Raw genomic sequence first — 18,864 nt, 5'->3', positions numbered from 1 at the left:
TATACTGGCGAGGGCCTGTTCTCCCTATTGTTTTTCCCTGCGCGTCCGTTTAGAACCAAGCATCGCATCAGTCATTCCATTATATAACTGCGAGGGAACGGCAATGCTGAAAAATATCTCTGTTGCCAGAAAGTTCACCATTCTTATAGCTTCTGTATTTTTGGGGATGACTGCCCTTTTTGTCATTTCAACATACACGATATCAAAAACATCAATTGGTTCCGCAACATATCAATCCATAGAGAGCAGCAAGGATTTGCTTGCCGATATTTTGCCGCCACCGCTCTATGTGATTGAAACATATCTTGATGCATTGCAAACTATTAGCTCCACAGATGCCGCCAGCCTTGAAAAAATTTACGGCTCAATTGCCCAGCATAAAAAAGCATTCCAGCGGCAATATGAACTCTGGCATTCCGGCGCTATTGACCCAAAAATCAAGGAAATTCTCAATCAGGAACTGTATCCCACCGGAAAAGCCATCTTTGAAATATTTGAAACCAGGCTCAAGCCTGCGCTCCAGAGCGGCAACAAGGCGGAAGCTGAAAGCATTTGCCTGAGCCAGCTTGCGTCTGCCTATCAAAAGCACCGGGCCGTGGTGGACAAGCTTGCAGTCCTGCTGGATGACTATTCCAAAAAAGTTTCGGACGAAGGCCGCAGCGTTGTTGAAACCGGGCGCATTTTCTTTACCGCCATGTTTATTTGCGGTCTGGCGCTCATCACGGTGATCTCGCTGGCTATCGCCATGGGTATTATCAAGCCGCTCAGGGAGTGCATCTGTTTTGCAAAAAACATCAGCGACGGCGCGCTTGATTCAGAAATGACCATGCAGAGAAAGGACGACTTTGGCACGCTGGCAACAAGCCTCAGCACCATGCTTGTGGAGCTGAAACGCAAAATTTCTTTTGCGGAAGAAAAAAGCCAGCTTGCCGAGCAGGAGGTCGCCAAGGCCACCCGCGCCGCAGAAGAAGCGCACGAGGCCAGACAAAAAGTCGAAGAGAACCGCAACAAACTTGTGGATACAATCCACAGACTTGAGAGTGTGGCTGGCGTTGTGACTGCAGCCTCCGAGCAGCTTTCTGCGCGCGTTGAGCAGTCCAGCCGGGGCGCGGACGAGCAGTCAGGCCGGGTGCGGGAAACCGCCACAGCCATGGAAGAAATGAACGCCACCGTGCTTGAAGTGGCCAGAAACTCCCAGCGGGCTGCCAGCGCCTCTACCGAGACGCGCGGGCAGGCCCAGGACGGAGCCGCCATTGTGGGCAAAGCGGTCAAAGGCATTGAAGACGTGCGCGCCCACTCCCTTGCCATTCGCGAAGATATGGCGGTGCTGGGCAAACAGGCGGACGGCATCGGGCAGGTCATGAACATCATTGCAGACATAGCCGATCAGACCAACCTGCTTGCACTCAATGCCGCCATTGAGGCTGCGCGCGCAGGTGATGCGGGTCGCGGCTTTGCCGTGGTGGCCGACGAGGTGCGCAAACTGGCGGAAAAAACCATGACGGCAACCCAGGATGTGGGCCGCGCGGTAAACGAAATTCAGGCTGGTACACGCAAAAATATTTCCAGCGTGGAAACCGTGGTCAAGGCCATTGAAAACGCCGCCGCCCTTTCCGCCCACTCTGGCGACTCGCTGAAAAATATCCTCGGCTTTGTGGATCAGGTCAATGATCAGGTACAGTCCATTGCCACGGCCAGCGAGCAGCAGTCCGCAACCAGCGAGGAGATCAACCGTTCCGTTGAGCAGATTGCCACCATCTCCGCAGAAACCGCGCAGGCAATGGAACAGGCCTCCACAGCGGTATCTGACCTCAAGCAACAGACCCAGATATTGCATCAACTCATAAAGGACATGAAGGCGCAATCCTATCAAGCAAAATAATCTGTACAATAAAATCTTCCATGTAATGACAAATACTTCACAGACGCCGTAATGTTTGCGTACAGCAATTACATACTAATTTAATAATTTTATTTTATTTAATACAAATTCTGATATAGAAGAACATTCATGCCAAAACTGAAGTAAAGGGGTATTTCCATGTCATTAGATGCAGAAGATTTGAAGCAACTCCAGCATGCAAAAATTCTTTTAGAAAATCCTGGCATCGCCGCAAAATTAACAGATTTTATTGGCACACCAATTGAATTCGCCTTCGACAGCCTACCGAAGGATTGGAATTCCAAGATATCTGACATCGTTCAAACATCGCTAACAAAAGCTGCTGATGCAGCACTTTTTACTATGAAGGATTGTGCAGATGAAGAATCCTCCAACTGGTGGCATAAACTTGCAGCGGCTACTTCTGGTGGAGTTGGAGGTTTTTTTGGTTTAGCAGGAGTTGCAGTCGAATTACCCATTTCCACGACTATCATGCTGCGTTCTATTGCAGATATTGCGAGAAGTGAAGGAGAAAATCTAAAATCAAATGACACGAAAAAAGCTTGCATTGAAGTTTTTGCGTTAGGTGGAAAATCCAAATCCGATGACGCGTCAGAATCTGGATACTTTGCCGTTCGGACTCTGTTAGCTAGATCAGTAACAGAGGCTTCCGAGTTTCTTTTGGAAAAAACAATCGCAGAAGAAGGCGCTCCAGCACTTGTAAGGCTCATTGCAACTGTTTCCACACGATTTGGCATCCAAGTCTCTGAAAAAGTCGCCGCGCAGGCAGTACCCGTTATAGGTGCTGCGGGAGGGGCCGCAATCAATTTGATGTTCATTGACCACTTTCAAGATATGGGCCGTGGACATTTTATTGTTAGAAGACTCGAACGGAAGTATGGAGCAGAGTGCATCAAGGCCACCTATGAATCGCTACACGACTATTGTCCCAAAAATTCGCAAGGATAACCCTGCAGCTTACCCAATGACTAGGCTCGGCAGCAGGCCCATATAACCCTGCTGCCGAGCTGCCCACGTCAGAGTCATCGGGCAACTGGACGCCTATCAGGCATAACGGTATAGCTTGCCCATGATACCCCGCGCTCGCTTTATCATGCTGAATCTGTACCACATCCTGATTGACGGCCTTTTCGATTCCGTTCCCGTTGTGCTGGCATTCATGGCGCTGGCCCTTGGCAGCGGAGAAACAGACGTGGGGCTTGTGGTGTCCCTAGGTGCTGCCCTGAGTACTGCCGTGGGCCTTGGCACGGGCCTGTTCTCGCGGCGATTCGGCTTTTACGGCTCTGTGACCCTGCTTATAGGTCTTGCCGGGTTTGGCTATCTGGGCGCGGCTTTTGCGGGCAGCATGATCACCGCCGGGGCGTGCTTTGTGCTGGCAATGGCGGGCTTTGCCGCCTTTCATAACATTTCTTTTTCCTACATCACGGCCAATACTGAAAGACAAAGCCTTGGCCGGGTCATGAGCGACTTTACCGCCATTGGCGATGTGGGGCGTATCCCGCTGGTGTCTTTTGCCGCCTTTGCGGCGGCCTACTCTGTGGGAACCATGCCGGGCTGGCGGGCAGTGTGCCTGGCCTATGGCGTGCTGGCCCTGTGCGCAGCCCTGTGGCTCTTTTACACCGCCGTAAAAAAATCCCCAGCGGCAGGCGGCAGCACGCAACAGGGCGATTCCGCTTCCGATCCTGTGTCCGGCGCTGAGGCCAATCCTCCCGTGCGCCCGAGGCGCAATCCTTTTGCCGGGTTCAGCATACTGAAAAACCGGGATGTCTTTCTGGCCATGCTTGCCAGCATGCTCAATGCCTTCAGCAATGACCGAATCTTCACCTTTCTGCCATTGCTGCTGGTGGCAAAAGGCATAGACGCCAAAACCATCGGCTCGTTCGCTCTTGGCTTCACCCTTGGTTCCTTTGTGGGAAAGATGGCCTGCGGACGCCTGATAGATATTTTCGGCACCCGAAAAATCTTTGTTATCGCAGGCATTATCCTTGCCCTGCTGCTTTGCGTCCTGCTCCAGTCAAACAATCTCATACTGACGGTGATTATATCCCTGGCCATCGGCATTGTTACCAAGGGGACAGTGCCCGTCATACAGACCATCATCACGGAGCCGGTACGCGGCGCAACCGTCTACGATGCCATTTTTTCGCTCAATTCCTTCGGACGCGGCATAATCAACATGCTGACGCCCGTACTCTTTGGCGGCATTGCCTCCCTCTGGAGCATGGAGGCCGTCTATCTGCTCATGGCTGCGGTCGCCGCGCTGGGCATTGTGCCTGTTCTGCTTATGAGCTGGAGCCGCACCGCCGAGTAAGCAACCGCTGCCGCCTGCACGTCCTGATAAAGCGAAAGCGCCCATGAAATCATGGGCGCTTTATTTTCGCGGTGCTTCAGGGGCTGACCGTGCGCAGCCTAGAACTGATACACAAAGGTCACGGCGGTGTTCCAGGCATCGGCGCTACGGTCGCTCTTGCCGTTCATCTTGCTGTTGCCCCACACAGAGGCGCTCTTGTCAAGGAAGAGCGCGTCATAGTTGGTTTCCACATAGATGGTGAAGTTGTCGTACATCTTGTACTTGGTGCTCAGGCCAAATTCCACAAGGGTGTCGTTGCGGGTCAGATACAAGCCCTCGCGCCCGGGAACAGTGCCGTCGTTGGGGGCCATCCAGCTTCCGGTGGCGTTTCTGATTTTTTTCAGGAGCGCCGGGTCGTTGGTGCCGCCCATATAATTGATGCGGAAGGTGTGGCTGAGGTTGTCGATAAAGCTCATATTCTTAAGCCGCGCGCCAATGCCCCAGGTGCCGGTCATGGATTTGCCCACAATGCTGTCGCGGCCCACAATGGGGTCGCCGTGGAAGGCGAATTCCGAAAAATCGTTGGGGTTGTTGGGGTGGATGTTGGGCATGCGCTCGGAGCCGTTGCCCGGATTGTCATCGTCGCCTGAAGTATACCAGCCGTAGAGGCCAGGGGTACTCCAGTCCAGCTTGTATTCGAGCAGCAGGGAGGCCAGCCAGCCAGCACGGTTCATGGCGGCATCGTCATACTGCACGGAGCCGTAAACAACATCCCACGACACGCGGAAAGGATCGAACAATGTCACCTGACCGGGCAGGCCCACCCACATGGCATTGCCGTATTCGCTGAGCTTGCGTTTGTGAAAGCCGCCATACAGGGGCAGCAGGCCAGCCTTGGGGCCACCGGCAGAGGCTACGCTCGCGTAGCTGGTGATCTGCTCATTTTTGACGTTGTTGTAGTTGATGGCCGGGCCAATGCCCATATACATGCCCCAGGGCGTGAGGCTTACGCCGTCAAACGTCAGGGGCAGGGTCAGGCCTACGGCATCCATGTTGTCCATGTAGCCGGGGTTGCGGTTGGTTGCGTCAGTGGTGTTGTCGTTGAAGAGGCGCGCCCAGAAGGCCGTGACGCCCACGTTTTCGTTAACGGCGTAGGAGGCGGTGATGCCCGCCGCGTCATCGGCCAGCACCTGGCTGTTGTTGATGTAGTCGGGCAACTGCATGGGCTGAATACCCATGCGCACCTTGAGGGCAGTCTGCGGCACAGTCCAGTCAAGAAAGGCATTCTTGACCTTGACCCAGTTGCCGTCCGCGCCCAGCGAACCGCCGCTGTTGCTGGCGCCCCAGTACTGCATCATGCCCCGGTTGTAGCCACCCAGTTCAAAATGCACGGTGCCGGAAAGATTCTCTGAAGCCTTGGCGTCCAGTTGCAGGCGAACCTGCTGGGCGGCTTCAAATTCGTCTTCACCTGTGCTGTAGCCCGTTTTGTTCCCGCCCTCGGTAAAATTGCCGTGCTGGCCGTAGCTGAAATTATAAGCCCAGCGGCCCTTGGCCGAAAAATCAATGGCGCTTGCTCCCCCGGGCACTGCGCACAACATCCCGGCCACCAAAAGTAACACTGCAATTTTTTTCATCCCCGGCTCCATCTTCGTTTCCTGGTTCAGTAAGTCAATGACCAAATCAACAGCATTCCAAAATCTGCACACATAGGGGGGTCGCCATTCCTAACTCCGCAGGTGATATTTTTCCACACTATTTTTTACCAGGCCGTGGAACGTGTGGGCTTGGCGTGCTAGGCCCGTAGGGTTTCTGGGGATATTTTGCAAAATATTGCTATCTGCGGCAGCACCTCAAAACCTGGTGGAAACACCCATTTTCTGCGCACTTGCCGCCATTTGCGGCCCCACAACGCACCTGATATGGTAGCTCATGGCGGGCAAGCCCACGCCTGCCGCAACTGTGCCGCACACTCACAGGCGGAGCCCAGCCACGGGCCGCCGCCACAATCCGGTCTGCCCGCCAGCATGACCGCCCCCATCGGTTTGCCATGCTGCACGCCATCAGAAATTCCAGCCTGTTCGTCAAGCTTGTGGTCATGGTCAGCCTTGCGCTCTGCCCGCCCATGTTGCTCGGGCACATGGCTGGCTCCTATTTTATCAGCAAGTACGGATATGAGGATGCGGAAAACACCGTCTCGAGCGTGGCGCAGCTTGCGGCGGAATCGCCGCTGGTGGTGGAGGCCATGCGCACCCGCCAGCCCGAGGCGTACAGGCAGATGACCGCCTTTCTTGAAACGCTCACCCGCGCCTCGGACGTGAAATTTATCGTGCTGATAGATATGCAGGGTATCCGTCTTTTTCACCCCGACTCAGCAAAAATCGGTCAGCACTTCGTGGGCGGCGATGAAGGCAAGGCCCTTGAAGGGCAGTCCTACCTTTCGTCGGCGCGAGGCACATTCGGATTTTCGCTACGGGCGTTCCGGCCCATTTTTGACGCGCAGGGCAATCAGCTGGGCGCGGCTTCCGCAGGAATTTTGTCCAGTGATATCGAAGCGGGCGTGGCGCGCCTGACCGGACCTCTGGGCTGGCTGCTGGCCCTCTCGCTGGTTATTGGCATCGTGCTGGCAGTGCTGCTTTCGCGCACCATAAAAAAAATTCTTTTCGGGCTGGAACCGCACCAGATCGCGCGGCTGCTTGAAGAACGCAACGCCATACTGCGCACCACCCGCGAGGGCATTATAGCCGTTAACAGGGACGGCACCCTGGTACTTGTTAACGAAATGGCCGAAAAAATCCTGCGTTCGGCGGGCGTCTTCGGCCCGTTGGAGGGCCAGCCCGTGCAGAGTGCCATCCCCGGCACCCGTCTTGATGCCGTGGTCAGGGAGGGCAGGCCGGAATATGACCAAGAGCAGAATATCAACCGCTGCGTGGTGCTGACCAACCGTGTGCCAATCTTGGTGCAGGGGGAAATAATCGGCGCGGTGGCGACCTTTCGCGACATGACGGACGTGCGCGCCCAGGCCGAACGCCTCACTGGCCTCAGCAATTATGTTGAGGCGCTGCGCTCGCGCTCGCACGAATACCTCAACAAGCTGCACGTCATTTCCGGTCTGTTGCGCAATGGCCGCCACGTAGAGCTTGATGCCTACCTCGAGCAGATTATCGGCAGCAAAAAACTGGAAACCTCCGCCATTGCCGCCTTGGTCAAGGATCCCATTGTTGCGGGCTTTCTGGAGAGCAAGTACAGCCGCGCTCATGAAATGGGCGTAACACTTGTGATTGAGGGGCGCGGCGTGATCCCCCAGCTTTCGCCCAAGGGTTCGCACGCCTTGGTCACGGTGGTGGGCAACCTCATTGACAATGCCTTTGAAGCCACCATCTACGCTGTAGAAAAAAGGATCACCCTGAATATCGAAAATATCCCGACCCAGGCGGGCGGGTCTGACGAACTTGTTATCAGCGTGTCCGACACCGGACGCGGCATTTCCGATGAACACCTGGAAAAAATCTTCACCAAGGGCTTTTCCACCAAGGGGTCAAACAGGGGCATCGGGCTTTACATGCTGCTGCTTACGCTGGAAGAAATGGACGGTTCTGTGGAAATCGACGCAAAACCGGGGCACGGCACGGTCTTTACCGTGCGTGTTCCTGTGGCTGCGCTGGCGCAAGGAGAACAGGAATGATCCGCGTGCTCATCGTTGAAGACGACCCCATGGTGGCAGATCTGGCGGCAATGTATCTTGAGGGAATAGAGGGCTTTTGCCTTGAAGGCAGGGCCAGCTCCGGCGAGGCCGCGCTGGAACTGCTGCGCGCCGGAGAGATTGATCTGGTGCTGCTCGACATGTTCATGCCCGGCATGACCGGTATGGAACTGCTGCGCATCATCAAGACCAGTTTTTTCAATACAGACGTCATCATGATAACCGCCGCGCAGAACAGCGACGACATTCTCAATGCCCTGCGCATGGGCGTTGCAGATTATATCGTCAAACCCTTCACGGTCGAGAGGTTTCGCACCGCCCTTGAGCAACTGCGTGAAAAGCGCCAGCTGCTCACATCGCCCGAGGTGCCCATCACACAAGAAATCCTGGACAAGCGCATCTTTATTAAAAAATCTGGCCAGCCTCCGGCAGATACTCCAAAGGGCATAGACGCCACCACCCTGCAAAACATCATACAGGTGCTGCAAGGCTGTTCCGGCCCGTTCAGCCTCAAGGATATTGAGCCGCTGACGGGCATTTCGCGCATATCGCTGAAAAAATATTTCGACTACCTTGCGGCGGCAGACCGCCTGGGCAGTGAAAAAGACTACGGCGGTCACGGCAGGCCCGTGACCAGATATCACTGGAAAGGCTGAAGTGCAGACGTACCGGCGGTTGGCCTAACCCAGCGCCCGCCATGCGATAAACAGTCCTATGGTCATGCAAAGCCCGCTGACCATGCGCTTGAGCAGGCTCACTGGCACACGGTGGGCAATGTGCGCCCCCACGGCTATGCCCACAAGCTCGCAGGCCGTGACCCACCAAACCATGGAATAGGAAATGAAGCCGTTGCTCATGTTGCTTGCAGAGCCGGAAACCGAGATAACCATCTGCAAAACCTGGCTTGTGGCAATGCACTGCAAGGGCGCATAGCTGAACAGCAGCATGACCGGCACGGAAATAATGCCCCCGCCAGCCCCCGTCATGCCGCACAAAAATCCCGTAAAAATGCCAATGCCAAAGAGCAGCGCCGTATTGCCCCTTGGGCTGAGCCGCTGTGCCATACCCGTGCCCTTGCGCACAGGAAGCATGGAATACAGGCTGGAAAAAATTATCAGACAGGCCAGCAGAAAGTTGAGCCCGCGCGCCGGAACATACGCCCCCACATACGCCCCCGCATAACCCGACAAAAAACTGCCCGCCACCACTGGCAGGGTCACCCGCCAGTCAATGGTGCCGTAGCGCTGATAGCTCGCCGTTGCCACAATGCCCGCAAACAGAAAGCTGAACAGTGCCGTTGCCATGGCCTCATGCGTGCCAAGCCCGCCGAAAAACATGATGGCTGGGATCAGCAGCACGCCGCCCACCCCTGTTGCGCCAATAAGCGCGCCCACCAGAAATGACGAAACCGCAAGCGCCGCAAGCATAAAGGCTCCCATAACAGACGCCGGACAATAGCGCGAAGCCTGTCCGGCCAATATCAGTCTGGCCCAATAACAGCCCGACCCGGCGTGACGCAGCACACGCCCAGGCCGGACTGTGAACGGGGGCGGGCTGGCATTAGCCCGGCCCCCGGCAGGAGGAGAGGGTTTCTCCAAATGGGGTCTGGCAGCACGCCAGGCGGTCAGCCCTCCACGTGCCAACCAGCCTGCACGGCAGAACTGCCGCAGCGGCGGCCAGACTCCAAAGTTATCAGGGGGATCAGGGTGTTACGCCCGATCCATCCCCAGCACACGGCGGGCATTTTCATACATGACCTTGCGCCGGGTTTCTTCAGTGAGGTCAAAGTGGGTATAGGCATCAAGGGCGTCAGCAAGTTCCACAAAGGGATGGGCGCTGGCAAAAAGCACCTTGTCGGGAATGAGATCGTTCATGGCGCGCACATACACGTCAACCATGGGCGCGCGCTCGTATTCCGAAATATCCATGTACACATTGGCGTTGCGCAGGCAGGTGTAGATGGCCTCGTTTACAAAGGGGTATCCGCCGTGGCTCATGATGAGCGTCAGCTCGGGAAAGTCTCTGGCAACCTTGTCCACATCGCGGGGGTCTGCGTATTCCAGAATGGCCCCCGGCACCTGCGGCGGCGGAGCCATGGTGATGAATACGGGGATATTCAGTTCGCAACACTTTGAGTACAGGGGGTAAAACCTGGCTTCAGAGGCAGGGATATGGGCAAGATAAGGGTCAATGGCAATGCCCTTCATGCCGTATTCGGCCACAACCTGCTCAATCTCGCGCACCGCCGCCATTTTCTTGTGCGGGTCAATGCCCCAGAAGCCCACAAACTTGTTGGGATAGGCCCGGCAGAATTCAAGCACGCTGCCGTTATTGGCCGGGAAACCGTAGGTCGTTTCGCAGTCGCGGCCTGTGATGACGCCAAGGTCTACGCCAAGCCGGTCAAGATCGGCCACAATATCCTCAAGCGGCTGGGGCTTGCGCTTGTCAAAGCCAATGGCCTTGCAGGCAGCCTTGAACATGGAGCTGTTCTTGATGCCGTTGATGATCTCCGGCGTATTGGGACGAAAACGAAAATCAATGGTATTCATTGTGCAGTTCTCCTGAACTGGCTACAGAGTTCAACAACCCAAGTGCGTTATTTGCCGCCTACAAGGCAAAGGGGCACTTCGGGAATATAGGTGCAGATGAGCAGCACGATCACCATGAGGCCAATCATGGGCAGGGCCATACCTGCTATCTTTTCCAGTTTGGCCTTGGCAACGCCGCTTGCCACAAACAGATTGACGCCCACTGGCGGCGTGATGAAGCCAATGGCAAGGTTTACGACGATGATGACGCCGAAATGCAGGGGCGACACGCCCACACCCGTGACAACGGGCAGCAGTATGGGCGTAAGGATGACAATGGCGGCCAGAGCCTCCATGAAGGTGCCCACAATAAGCAGAAGGATATTGATGAGCAGCAGGATGACGATCTTGCTGTTTGTGAAGCCCAGGATGGCGCGGGCAATGGTGCCGGGCACATCCTCAATGGTCATGATGTTGCCGAAAAGCGTGGCCATCGCCATAAGCACAATGATAATGGCCGAGGTTTCGCACGATTCAACGCATGAAGCGAAGAATGTCTTGATATCCATTTCGCGGTAGAGAAAAAGCCCCACGATCATTCCGTAAAAAGCGGCGATGGCTGCGGCCTCGGTGGGCGTCATGACGCCGCCGTAAATGCCTCCAAGCACGATTACAGGCACCATGAGCGCCCACTTGGCTTCCCACGAGGCCTTGCCCAGGGTATGCAGGTTGCGCACCTTGTTTTCGCCGCGCCAGCCCTGCTTGCGTGAATAGAAGTAGCAGTAGCCCATGAGTACAAAGCCGGTCATGATACCCGGCACGATGCCGCTCATAAACAGATCGCCGATGGAAACCTGGGCGGATACGCCGTAGACCACAAAGGGGTTGCTTGGCGGAATCATCACGCCCACGCAGCCAGCAGCAGCCACCAGGGCGGCAGAAAAATACTTGTCGTACCCGCGTTCGATCATGGCAGGGATGGTCAGTGCGCCAATGGCCGCCACCGTGGCCGGGCCGGAACCGCTGATGGCCCCAAAGAACATGCAGGTCACAATGGCCGTAAGGCCCATGCCGCCATACAGACCGCCCACTATCTCGTCCGCAAGGCTGAGCAGACGCCGCGAAAGGCCGCCAGCGCCCATGAACACGCCCGCAGCGATAAAGAATGGGATGGCCATGATGGGGAAACTGTCGATGGACGTAAACGACACCTGGGCCATGTACTCAATAGGCAGGGTGTCTGCGCTTATGATAGTGGCAAGGGTGGAAAGCCCCAGCGAAATGGCAATGGGCACGCCAATGGCGCACAAAACCACAAAGTATCCAAAAAGCGCCGTCAGAGGCTCAATATAATCAAGGTTCTTCCGGGTTTTCCGTGGGTAACCCCTGTCAGGAACTGGCCGGGTAGAGGTTTAGACCGCCACAGAAGAAGTAGATGGCTGTCTTGAAATGCTCCCGGTTCCTATAACCGCAAGCCTTCCTCTTGATGGCCATGATCTTGCTGTTGAGGCCCTCGGCCACGCCGTTGGTGATCCTGTGGCGGCAGAAGGTCAGGATGTTCTCAAGATGTCTCTGAATCAGTCCGCCCACTTTGCGCATTGGGGCAAGATCTGACCTGTTCACCCAGACCAGCCATCGCTTCACAAAACGTCTGGCCCATCCCGTGCTCAGGTACTTCCAGACGTCGTTCAGGCTTTCCTTCATGGCCCAGGCCTTGGCCACCTTGAGGTTCGCTGTCTTCAAGGCCTCCAGGGCTGGCCGGTGTTTGTCCGGCAGATTCTCCTCCCGGTATAGCCAGAGGAATTTCGTGCCCTTGAGTCGATGGTCATCCTGACTTGTGAGTTCGCGGTGCTCTTGCTTGCGTACCCGGTCCACAGCCTCGCCTACGTGTTTCATGACGTGGAACCGATCGTGAACGATTTTCCCCGCCGCGTCCGGCACATGTTTGAGCGTAGCTTTAAAATAGGGCTCCCACATGTCCATGGCCACGGCCTTGATCCGCTCCAACTGCGCCTTGGTGAACTGAAGGTAGTACCCCTCAAGGCTTTCGGCCTTACGCTCGTCGGCCACATACTCCACCGTGCTGCCGATCAGATCACAAACCACGGTCACATAGTCGTGCCCCTTGCGGAATGCCTTCTCGTCAACGCCAAGATACCGCGAGGGATTCGATTGCTTGCGCTCCCGGCCCCGGCGCACCGCCCTTTCCATGACACCCCATGCTTCGTCCCAGGTGATGCGCAGGATGCGCCGCGCTCCTGTTACGGTGGCGCACTCGGTCAGCACGTCGATGATCAATCGCTCCATCAATATGGTGAAACGTGCCTTGGACTCGGCCCAAGGCACGTTGACCTGAAGGACGCCATGCTCGGGGCAGTCCACTCGGGGAATCCGAGCATGCAGGAACGTCTTGAACTGGCACGTGTCCAGATGGCGCCAGACACGAGGCTCGGCATGGTCGCGGCAAGCCAGCTCTCGACCACAAGTAGGGCAAAACCAGCGAACACCAGGACCATGCTCCACGCGGATGTCTACCCGACCTTCCGCCGTGTCCAGTTCAACAGCCTCAACAAACCAGGGCTCGGTCAGCCCGAGAATCCGAAAATATAGGTCCGTATCCTTCATTGGTGCCCTCCGGGAAGGACATTAGCAGATCAGCTACCCACGGAAAACCCGGAAGAGCCGGAATATTAAGGAGAGGGGGAATTAGTTTTTTGCCTTGCCGCTTGTGGTCGGCTAAATTACTGGTCAGAGGCTTCCGATTTTTCTTTTTGTTCCTTTTCTTGTCCATTCCTCGTAGCTCCAGGTGGCTTTAAATAATCAATATACGATTTTATTATATAGTGATACATTTTTTGCATAGATGCAATGACTTCAATATCGGTAGCTAGTGAGCAGCAAGGGTGTCAAGATGGACTATCAGAGGAGCAAAGAAAATGTGTTATTGAAAAGGCACATATCTTGTTAAATAATTTGGCTCTACCTCAAAGACGGGGGCATGGCGTCTCCAAGAAAAAATGGGCATACCAATTAAAGTTGGTATGCCCATCAGGGCAGCTTTTATTTTCCGACCAAAGAAAAGAAGAGAAGGCCCTGTGGAAGGATTGTTAATTGGCTTGCGGGATTTTGCAATCGAAAAAGTGGTCAGCCACGTTCCCCCGGTGTTTGAGGCCAGATGGACGGGCAAGAATACGTGCCCGCACTGCGGATGTGAAAAGCTGCGTATCAAGGACTCATTCTGGCGGACGATCCGTAATATTTCCATTCATGGAAGGGCGTCACGCCTGTTAATTCGCTGCCATAAATACCGATGCGAAAGCTGCGGCAGATATTTTAATACCAGACTTGCAGGCATAAAAGTGTGGAGCAGAACAACAGAGCTGCTTAAGCGCAACATTTTTCAGGCCTACAACAAAGGTGTTTCCTGTAAAGACATCGCCAATGAGCACCGCATCGGCGTGGCCAGCGTGGAGCGCTACTACCACCAGATGATGCAGCACAAGAGCAGCCACTGGGCAAACCGCACATGCCCGCGCATTCTGGGCATTGATGAGCATAGATTTACGCGCAGACAGGGCTTTGCAACAACGTTTTGCGACTTGGCCCGCCGCAGGGTCTTTGATGTGGTTAAAGGTCGTAGCGCCGCTGATATGCGCGACTTTTTGCAATCGCTGCAAGGCCGCCATAAAGTTAAAATGGTCTGTATTGATATGAATTCTGCGTATCGGCGACTTGTGCGGGAATGGTTTCCCAATGCGCGCATTGTTGCGGACAGATTTCATGTTATCAGGCTGGTGAATCAACACTTTTCAGAGCTGTGCAAGGCAATTGATGAAAAACAACTTGCTTATGGGCGAGGCGGTATGATGCGTCTCTTGCTGACTCGCCGTGATCGATTAACAGACTCACAGAAAGAGCGATTACGAACATACTTTGCTGACAGGCCGGACATTGAATCGCTGTACGAATTTTTGCATGACACAGCTGATTTATTGCGTGTGCGGGCGCAAAGTGTCGATTCGTGCCGCAGGTATGCGGCTGAATTATTAGATAAAATTGAGCAACTTCGAAAAACTAGCTTCGCGCCGTTGCGTACCTTGGGCAAGACGTTGCATAATTGGCGGGAAGAAGTGGCCCGAATGTTCCGTTTTACCCGGAATAACGGCATCACAGAAGGCTTTCACCGAAAAATGAAGTTGATCCAGCGGCGTGCGTATGGCTTTCGTAACTTCGAAAACTACCGCCTGCGTGTGCGCGTTTTGTGCTGCTGAAATGGCTGGGGAATCGTTCAGAAACCTGTCGGAAAAACTGCCCGCTGAAGGGGCTTGCCCCCGTCTTTGGTGTAGAGCCCAAAAAGGTTGGAAATAGGGTTGGAAAAAAATTGAGTAAAGCAAAAGCCCTTACGATTTTTTATCGTAAGGGCTTAATTTTTATGGTGCGCCCGGCGAGATTCGAACTCACGACCTTTGGCTCCGGAGGCCAACGCTCTATCCAACTGAGCTACGAGCGCATAAGAACATTTCTGATATGCTTTGTGCTGGCGGCTGTCAAGGAGTGGGCCTGAGCCGATGGGCTAAGGACACACAGTCACCAGCCGCAGGCATGCCGCGCGCCGCCGGGTTTGCGCGCCGTAGCAATGTGCGCTAAAAATCAGGCTGAGGGGTAATAGCTCGGTGATATTTTATGCGGAGAATGCATGCGTGATATTCTTGTTGGGGTGAGCGGGGCCAGCGGCATGCCCCTGGCCCTGTGCCTCATGCGGCTGCTGGCGGCCATGCCCGATGTGCGCACCCACTGCGTGGTTTCCGATGGCGCGCGGGCCGTGCTGCGGGCGGAATGCGGCGCGGATGCCGATTTGCTCACGGCGCTGGCGCACACCGTATACGCTGCGGAAGACCTGGGCGCAGGCCCGGCCAGCGGTTCGTGGTGGAGGCGCGGCAGCGAACCTGCAGCCATGCTGCTTGTGCCGTGCTCCATGGGAACAGTCGGGGCCATCGCCAGCGGCGCCACGCGCAATCTTGTACACCGGGCTGCGGATGTGGCGCTGAAGGAGCGTTTGCCTCTGGTGATGGTCACGCGCGAAAGCCCGCTTTCTGCCATCCATCTGCGCAATCTGTTGACCTTACGCGAGGCTGGCGCGGTGATCATGCCGTTTTCTCCCTGTTTTTATCTGCGGCCTGCTGGCGTGGAGGAACTGCTGGAGCAGTTCTGTGGCCGTATCTTTGATCAGGTGGGGCTTGCACATAGTCTTGCCCGCTGGACAGGTCAGGCATAGCGCAAGCAAAAAGCGGCACCACGCCGCTCCTTCATTTGCCGTCTTTCGTCCCCTGTCGGTACGTATTTTTTGAGTTGGTAAAGTCTTACGCTGGAGGCAGCATGAGCGACATAACCTGGTTTGGACACTCGGCATTCAAAATCAGCGCGCCTGACGCGCAGGTGATTATTGATCCCTTTTTTGCTCCTTCTGCGGGAGTATCGTCCAGCGCGGTAGGTGATGTGGATATTGTGCTGGTAACCCACGACCACGGCGACCATGTGGGCGATGCCGTATCCCTGTGCCGCCGCACCGGCGCGCAGCTTGGGGCCATTGTGGGCACGGCGGGCAAACTGGCTGAGGCTGGTGTGTCCCAAGAGCAGATTCTCAACGGTATCGGCTTCAACATGGGCGGCACCCTGACCCACAAGGGCGTGAGCATGACCATGACGCAGGCCTACCATTCCAGCGATTCGGGCGCTCCGGCGGGCTATATTGTGCGGATGCCCGATGGGCTCACCGTATACCATGCGGGCGACACCTGTATTTTCAGCGGCATGGCGCTGTGGGGTCAGCTTTACAGCATAGACGTGGCCCTGCTGCCCGTAGGCGGCGTGTTTACCATGGATGCGCGTCAGGCAGCTCTGGCCTGCAAGTTGCTGCGCTGCAAGGCTGCCCTTCCCATGCATTGGGGAACGTTCCCTGTGCTGGCGCAGAGTGCGGCAGGGTTCAGGGCTGAGCTTGAAAGCCTGCATTTGTCCTGCCGCTGTGTGGAAATGGCCCCCGGCGAGACCGTAAGCTTCGGCTGATTTTTTTCGCGGTTGCACTGCCTTTTCCCGCAAGGATTACCCATGAGCGTTTCACTCAAATGCCAGTACGGGTTGCGCGCCCTGTTTGAGCTTGCCCGGCGCACGGGCAGCGGCCCAACGCGTATTCAGGAGATTGCCGAGGCGCAGGCCATTCCTCCGCGTTTTCTTGAAAATATCCTCAATCAGCTCAGGCGCGGCGGCTTTGTGGACAGCCGCCGAGGCAAGGCTGGCGGCTTTATGCTGGCCCGGTCTGCCAGCCAGATCACCACGCTTGAAGTTATCCGTTTTCTGGACGGCCCCGTGCATCCTTTTGATTGCGAGGGCGACAACCCTGTACGCAAGTGCTCCCTTGGGCCAGACTGCGTGTTCATGCCTTTGTGGCAGCGGGCGCGTCAGGCGTTGGAAAACGTATACGGCGGCACGACGCTTCAGGATCTTGTGGACGCTCAGGCGGCAGCTATCCCCGATTTCAGCATTTGATGCGGGTTTATCTGCGCCTCTTCCCTGCGGGCAGAAATATTTTTGCATCAGGTCTTGCCTTTCAGGAGTTCAATTATTATCACTTAATCAGTCGAGTTAATGTAGTTAATGCCGGGACAGAGGTGTCATGCCCGCCCGACACGGCTGAACCATATAATCTGGATTGCACACAGCATCGCCAAGGCGGGCAAGGAGAACGCATATGTCCAGAATTTATCAGAATAATCCCCTCTCCATCGGCAATACCCCTCTGGTGCGGCTTAACCGTGTAGTCGGCTCCAAGGCCATAGTGCTGGCCAAGATTGAAGGCCGAAACCCCTCCTATTCCGTCAAATGCCGCATTGGCGCGGCCATGATTGCCGATGCTGAGAGCCGTGGCCTGCTGCGCCCCGGCGTGGGCATTGTGGAACCCACCAGCGGTAATACGGGCATTGCCCTGGCCTATGTGGCCGCCGCCAAGGGCTATGAGCTTACGCTCACCATGCCCGAAACCATGAGTCTTGAGCGCCGACGCGTGGTGGCCATGCTGGGGGCCAAGCTGGTGCTCACGCCCGGTGCGGAGGGCATGCCCGGGGCTATCAGAAAGGCCGAAGAACTGGTCGCTGCCAACCCCGGTGCGTATTTTATGCCGCAGCAGTTCAAGAACCCGGCCAATCCGGCCATACACGAAGCCACCACCGGCCCGGAAATCTGGAATGACACAGATGGGCTGGTGGATGCCATTGTGGCGGGCGTGGGCACAGGCGGCACCATTACGGGTATTTCGCGCTATCTCAAGCACACGCGGGGCAAGAACATTGTTTCCGTGGCTGTGGAGCCTGAGGCAAGCCCGGTCATCAGTCAGCATCTGGCGGGCAAGCCTCTGCAACCGGGGCCACACAAGATTCAGGGCATTGGCGCTGGGTTTATCCCTGAAACGCTGGATGTCAGTTTGCTGGACCGGGTGGAGACTGTGGGTAACGATGAGGCCATTGAATTTGCCCGCAGGCTGGCGCGTGAAGAAGGCATTCTTGCCGGTATTTCTTCTGGTGCTGCGGCAGCGGCGGCCTCGCGGCTGGCGGACTTGCCTGAATTTGAAGGCAAGACCATTGTGGTCATTCTGCCTGATGCGGGCGAGCGGTATTTGTCGTCTGCCCTGTACGAGGGCATTGGCGAGTAGAAGAGGAAAGAAAGGCAGGAAGGCGGAAAAGGTCTTGGCGGTGGGTGTGAGCCTGTCAGGCTGATTTACGCAAACCCGACTTTTACGCCCTGAATGCGTCAGCTCCGGGATTTTGATGCTCACGTACTTGAGTACGCTGCGCTCAAAATCCCGGCGCTTCCTTTTCAGGCCGCAAAACGCGTATTTTGCAAATTCGCCCAACACCAGCCATCGCCTCCGCTACGCTCCGGCGAGTTTAAGGAAGGCGACTCCACGACCATCCCCTGATAGCGAACAGGTTTTTCTAACTCGTAATATATCCTCCGGATTATGGTTGAATGATAATTGGCATCCCGTAGATGAAGTGAAACTGTCAGGCATGTTAGTGTTGGAATTTGATTTTCTTCAAGTTTGTGATGCACAAATATCCTGAAGCGACTGAAAAGGTACAAGGTCGTCCCCTGAACCAGTAATAGTATCAATGGTAGTTGGCTGAAGCGGATTTACATTCAAAGCGAAAGCGTTCTCTGGCATTTACGGGTCGCGGAGGGAGATCACCTGAGCGAGCGGAGCGAGTGAGGGAAGCTCCCGCAGCATAAGACGCGTTGCCCTCGTAGCTTGACGGAAATTGAAAGCACTTCTTAGGGGGTGTTCCGGGGGGAGTGCAGAGGGGGCCAAGGAGGGGCGCAGCCCCTAACAGGCCCCCTTTGCCCCGCGCCGGGGAGGCGAAATCGCGCGCCGCGCAGGCGTCCCAAACTCCGC

14 protein-coding genes, 1 tRNA gene and 1 pseudogene are annotated in these 18,864 nt (G+C 55.8%); 10 read left to right on the top strand and 6 right to left on the bottom strand.

Annotated elements, in window-relative coordinates; genetic code table 11:
* Positions 1 to 103: 103 nt before the first annotated feature.
* From ACUZ79_RS02370 to ACUZ79_RS02360, 3 genes are all read left to right on the top strand, one after another.
* Positions 104 to 1,882 (top strand): methyl-accepting chemotaxis protein, encoded by a 1,779-nt coding sequence (locus ACUZ79_RS02370; protein WP_449250600.1) that lies wholly within the window; start codon positions 104 to 106, stop codon positions 1,880 to 1,882.
* Positions 1,883 to 2,041: 159 nt separating this feature from the next.
* Positions 2,042 to 2,851: an EcsC family protein gene (locus ACUZ79_RS02365; protein ID WP_449250599.1), complete on the top strand. Its 810-nt coding sequence runs from the start codon at positions 2,042 to 2,044 to the stop codon at positions 2,849 to 2,851.
* A gap of 121 nt (positions 2,852 to 2,972) precedes the next feature.
* Complete coding sequence (locus tag ACUZ79_RS02360) at positions 2,973 to 4,214, top strand: MFS transporter (protein WP_449250598.1); 1,242 nt, start codon at positions 2,973 to 2,975, stop codon at positions 4,212 to 4,214.
* Positions 4,215 to 4,312: 98 nt separating this feature from the next.
* Here the strand turns inward: ACUZ79_RS02360 and ACUZ79_RS02355 are convergent, their stop codons facing one another.
* Positions 4,313 to 5,827 (bottom strand): outer membrane homotrimeric porin, encoded by a 1,515-nt coding sequence (locus tag ACUZ79_RS02355; protein ID WP_240823421.1) that lies wholly within the window; start codon positions 5,825 to 5,827, stop codon positions 4,313 to 4,315.
* A gap of 413 nt (positions 5,828 to 6,240) precedes the next feature.
* Between ACUZ79_RS02355 and ACUZ79_RS02350 the strand changes: the two genes are divergently transcribed.
* Both ACUZ79_RS02350 and ACUZ79_RS02345 read left to right on the top strand, forming a co-directional pair.
* Positions 6,241 to 7,875: an ATP-binding protein gene (locus ACUZ79_RS02350; RefSeq protein WP_449250597.1), complete on the top strand. Its 1,635-nt coding sequence runs from the start codon at positions 6,241 to 6,243 to the stop codon at positions 7,873 to 7,875.
* Positions 7,872 to 8,549, top strand: coding sequence for a response regulator (locus ACUZ79_RS02345; RefSeq protein WP_449250596.1), 678 nt, complete (start codon positions 7,872 to 7,874; stop codon positions 8,547 to 8,549). The genes ACUZ79_RS02350 and ACUZ79_RS02345 overlap by 4 nt, the downstream gene beginning before the upstream one ends.
* 24 nt (positions 8,550 to 8,573) lie before the next feature.
* On the opposite strand, the gene ACUZ79_RS02340 is transcribed toward ACUZ79_RS02345, so the two are convergent.
* The 4 genes and pseudogenes from ACUZ79_RS02340 to ACUZ79_RS02325 all read right to left on the bottom strand — a co-directional run bounded on the left by ACUZ79_RS02340 (position 8,574) and on the right by ACUZ79_RS02325 (position 13,046).
* A complete protein-coding gene (locus ACUZ79_RS02340) occupies positions 8,574 to 9,320 on the bottom strand; it encodes a sulfite exporter TauE/SafE family protein (RefSeq protein ID WP_449250595.1) in 747 nt (248 codons plus the stop codon).
* A gap of 282 nt (positions 9,321 to 9,602) precedes the next feature.
* On the bottom strand, positions 9,603 to 10,442 hold the full coding sequence (locus ACUZ79_RS02335; RefSeq protein WP_449250594.1) for an amidohydrolase family protein: 840 nt from the start codon (positions 10,440 to 10,442) through the stop codon (positions 9,603 to 9,605).
* A gap of 47 nt (positions 10,443 to 10,489) precedes the next feature.
* Positions 10,490 to 11,776, bottom strand: a pseudogene (locus ACUZ79_RS02330) (TRAP transporter large permease); the annotation flags it as partial.
* Positions 11,777 to 11,810: 34 nt separating this feature from the next.
* Positions 11,811 to 13,046, bottom strand: coding sequence for an ISL3 family transposase (locus ACUZ79_RS02325; RefSeq protein WP_096152604.1), 1,236 nt, complete (start codon positions 13,044 to 13,046; stop codon positions 11,811 to 11,813).
* Between the two features lie 491 nt (positions 13,047 to 13,537).
* Here ACUZ79_RS02325 and ACUZ79_RS02320 point away from each other — a divergent pair, with 491 nt between their 5' ends.
* Positions 13,538 to 14,692, top strand: a complete 1,155-nt coding sequence (locus tag ACUZ79_RS02320) for an ISL3 family transposase (protein WP_449250559.1) — start codon at positions 13,538 to 13,540, stop codon at positions 14,690 to 14,692.
* Between the two features lie 162 nt (positions 14,693 to 14,854).
* Here ACUZ79_RS02320 and ACUZ79_RS02315 read toward each other — a convergent pair.
* Positions 14,855 to 14,931 (bottom strand) — tRNA-Arg (locus ACUZ79_RS02315).
* Positions 14,932 to 15,117: 186 nt separating this feature from the next.
* Between ACUZ79_RS02315 and ACUZ79_RS02310 the strand changes: the two genes are divergently transcribed.
* From ACUZ79_RS02310 to cysK, 4 genes are all read left to right on the top strand, one after another.
* Positions 15,118 to 15,696: a UbiX family flavin prenyltransferase gene (locus tag ACUZ79_RS02310; protein ID WP_449250593.1), complete on the top strand. Its 579-nt coding sequence runs from the start codon at positions 15,118 to 15,120 to the stop codon at positions 15,694 to 15,696.
* Between the two features lie 101 nt (positions 15,697 to 15,797).
* Positions 15,798 to 16,484 carry a metal-dependent hydrolase gene (locus ACUZ79_RS02305; protein WP_449250592.1) on the top strand — a complete coding sequence of 229 codons (687 nt, stop codon included), beginning with the start codon at positions 15,798 to 15,800 and terminating at the stop codon, positions 16,482 to 16,484.
* Between the two features lie 42 nt (positions 16,485 to 16,526).
* Entirely contained in the window at positions 16,527 to 16,964 is a 438-nt protein-coding gene (locus tag ACUZ79_RS02300) for an RrF2 family transcriptional regulator (RefSeq protein ID WP_240823349.1), read from the top strand.
* Positions 16,965 to 17,166: 202 nt separating this feature from the next.
* Positions 17,167 to 18,123, top strand: a complete 957-nt coding sequence (gene cysK, locus ACUZ79_RS02295) for a cysteine synthase A (RefSeq protein ID WP_240823350.1) — start codon at positions 17,167 to 17,169, stop codon at positions 18,121 to 18,123.
* Positions 18,124 to 18,864 lie beyond the last annotated feature (741 nt).

This window comes from Desulfovibrio faecalis (assembly GCF_053570625.1).
This window is presented reverse-complemented; position numbering and strand designations above follow the sequence as displayed.

Excerpts from the sequence above, each read along its gene's own strand:
- ACUZ79_RS02305 (WP_449250592.1), top strand. The coding sequence starts at position 15,798 with ATGAGCGACATAACCTGGTTTGGACACTCGGCATTCAAAATCAGCGCG.
- ACUZ79_RS02300 (WP_240823349.1), top strand. The coding sequence starts at position 16,527 with ATGAGCGTTTCACTCAAATGCCAGTACGGGTTGCGCGCCCTGTTTGAG.
- ACUZ79_RS02325 (WP_096152604.1), bottom strand. The coding sequence starts at position 13,046 with ATGAAGGATACGGACCTATATTTTCGGATTCTCGGGCTGACCGAGCCC.
- ACUZ79_RS02365 (WP_449250599.1), top strand. The coding sequence starts at position 2,042 with ATGTCATTAGATGCAGAAGATTTGAAGCAACTCCAGCATGCAAAAATT.
- ACUZ79_RS02355 (WP_240823421.1), bottom strand. The coding sequence starts at position 5,827 with ATGAAAAAAATTGCAGTGTTACTTTTGGTGGCCGGGATGTTGTGCGCA.
- ACUZ79_RS02360 (WP_449250598.1), top strand. The coding sequence starts at position 2,973 with ATGATACCCCGCGCTCGCTTTATCATGCTGAATCTGTACCACATCCTG.
- cysK (WP_240823350.1), top strand. The coding sequence starts at position 17,167 with ATGTCCAGAATTTATCAGAATAATCCCCTCTCCATCGGCAATACCCCT.
- ACUZ79_RS02345 (WP_449250596.1), top strand. The coding sequence starts at position 7,872 with ATGATCCGCGTGCTCATCGTTGAAGACGACCCCATGGTGGCAGATCTG.
- ACUZ79_RS02335 (WP_449250594.1), bottom strand. The coding sequence starts at position 10,442 with ATGAATACCATTGATTTTCGTTTTCGTCCCAATACGCCGGAGATCATC.
- ACUZ79_RS02350 (WP_449250597.1), top strand. The coding sequence starts at position 6,241 with ATGCTGCACGCCATCAGAAATTCCAGCCTGTTCGTCAAGCTTGTGGTC.
- ACUZ79_RS02310 (WP_449250593.1), top strand. The coding sequence starts at position 15,118 with ATGCGTGATATTCTTGTTGGGGTGAGCGGGGCCAGCGGCATGCCCCTG.
- ACUZ79_RS02340 (WP_449250595.1), bottom strand. The coding sequence starts at position 9,320 with ATGCTTGCGGCGCTTGCGGTTTCGTCATTTCTGGTGGGCGCGCTTATT.
- ACUZ79_RS02370 (WP_449250600.1), top strand. The coding sequence starts at position 104 with ATGCTGAAAAATATCTCTGTTGCCAGAAAGTTCACCATTCTTATAGCT.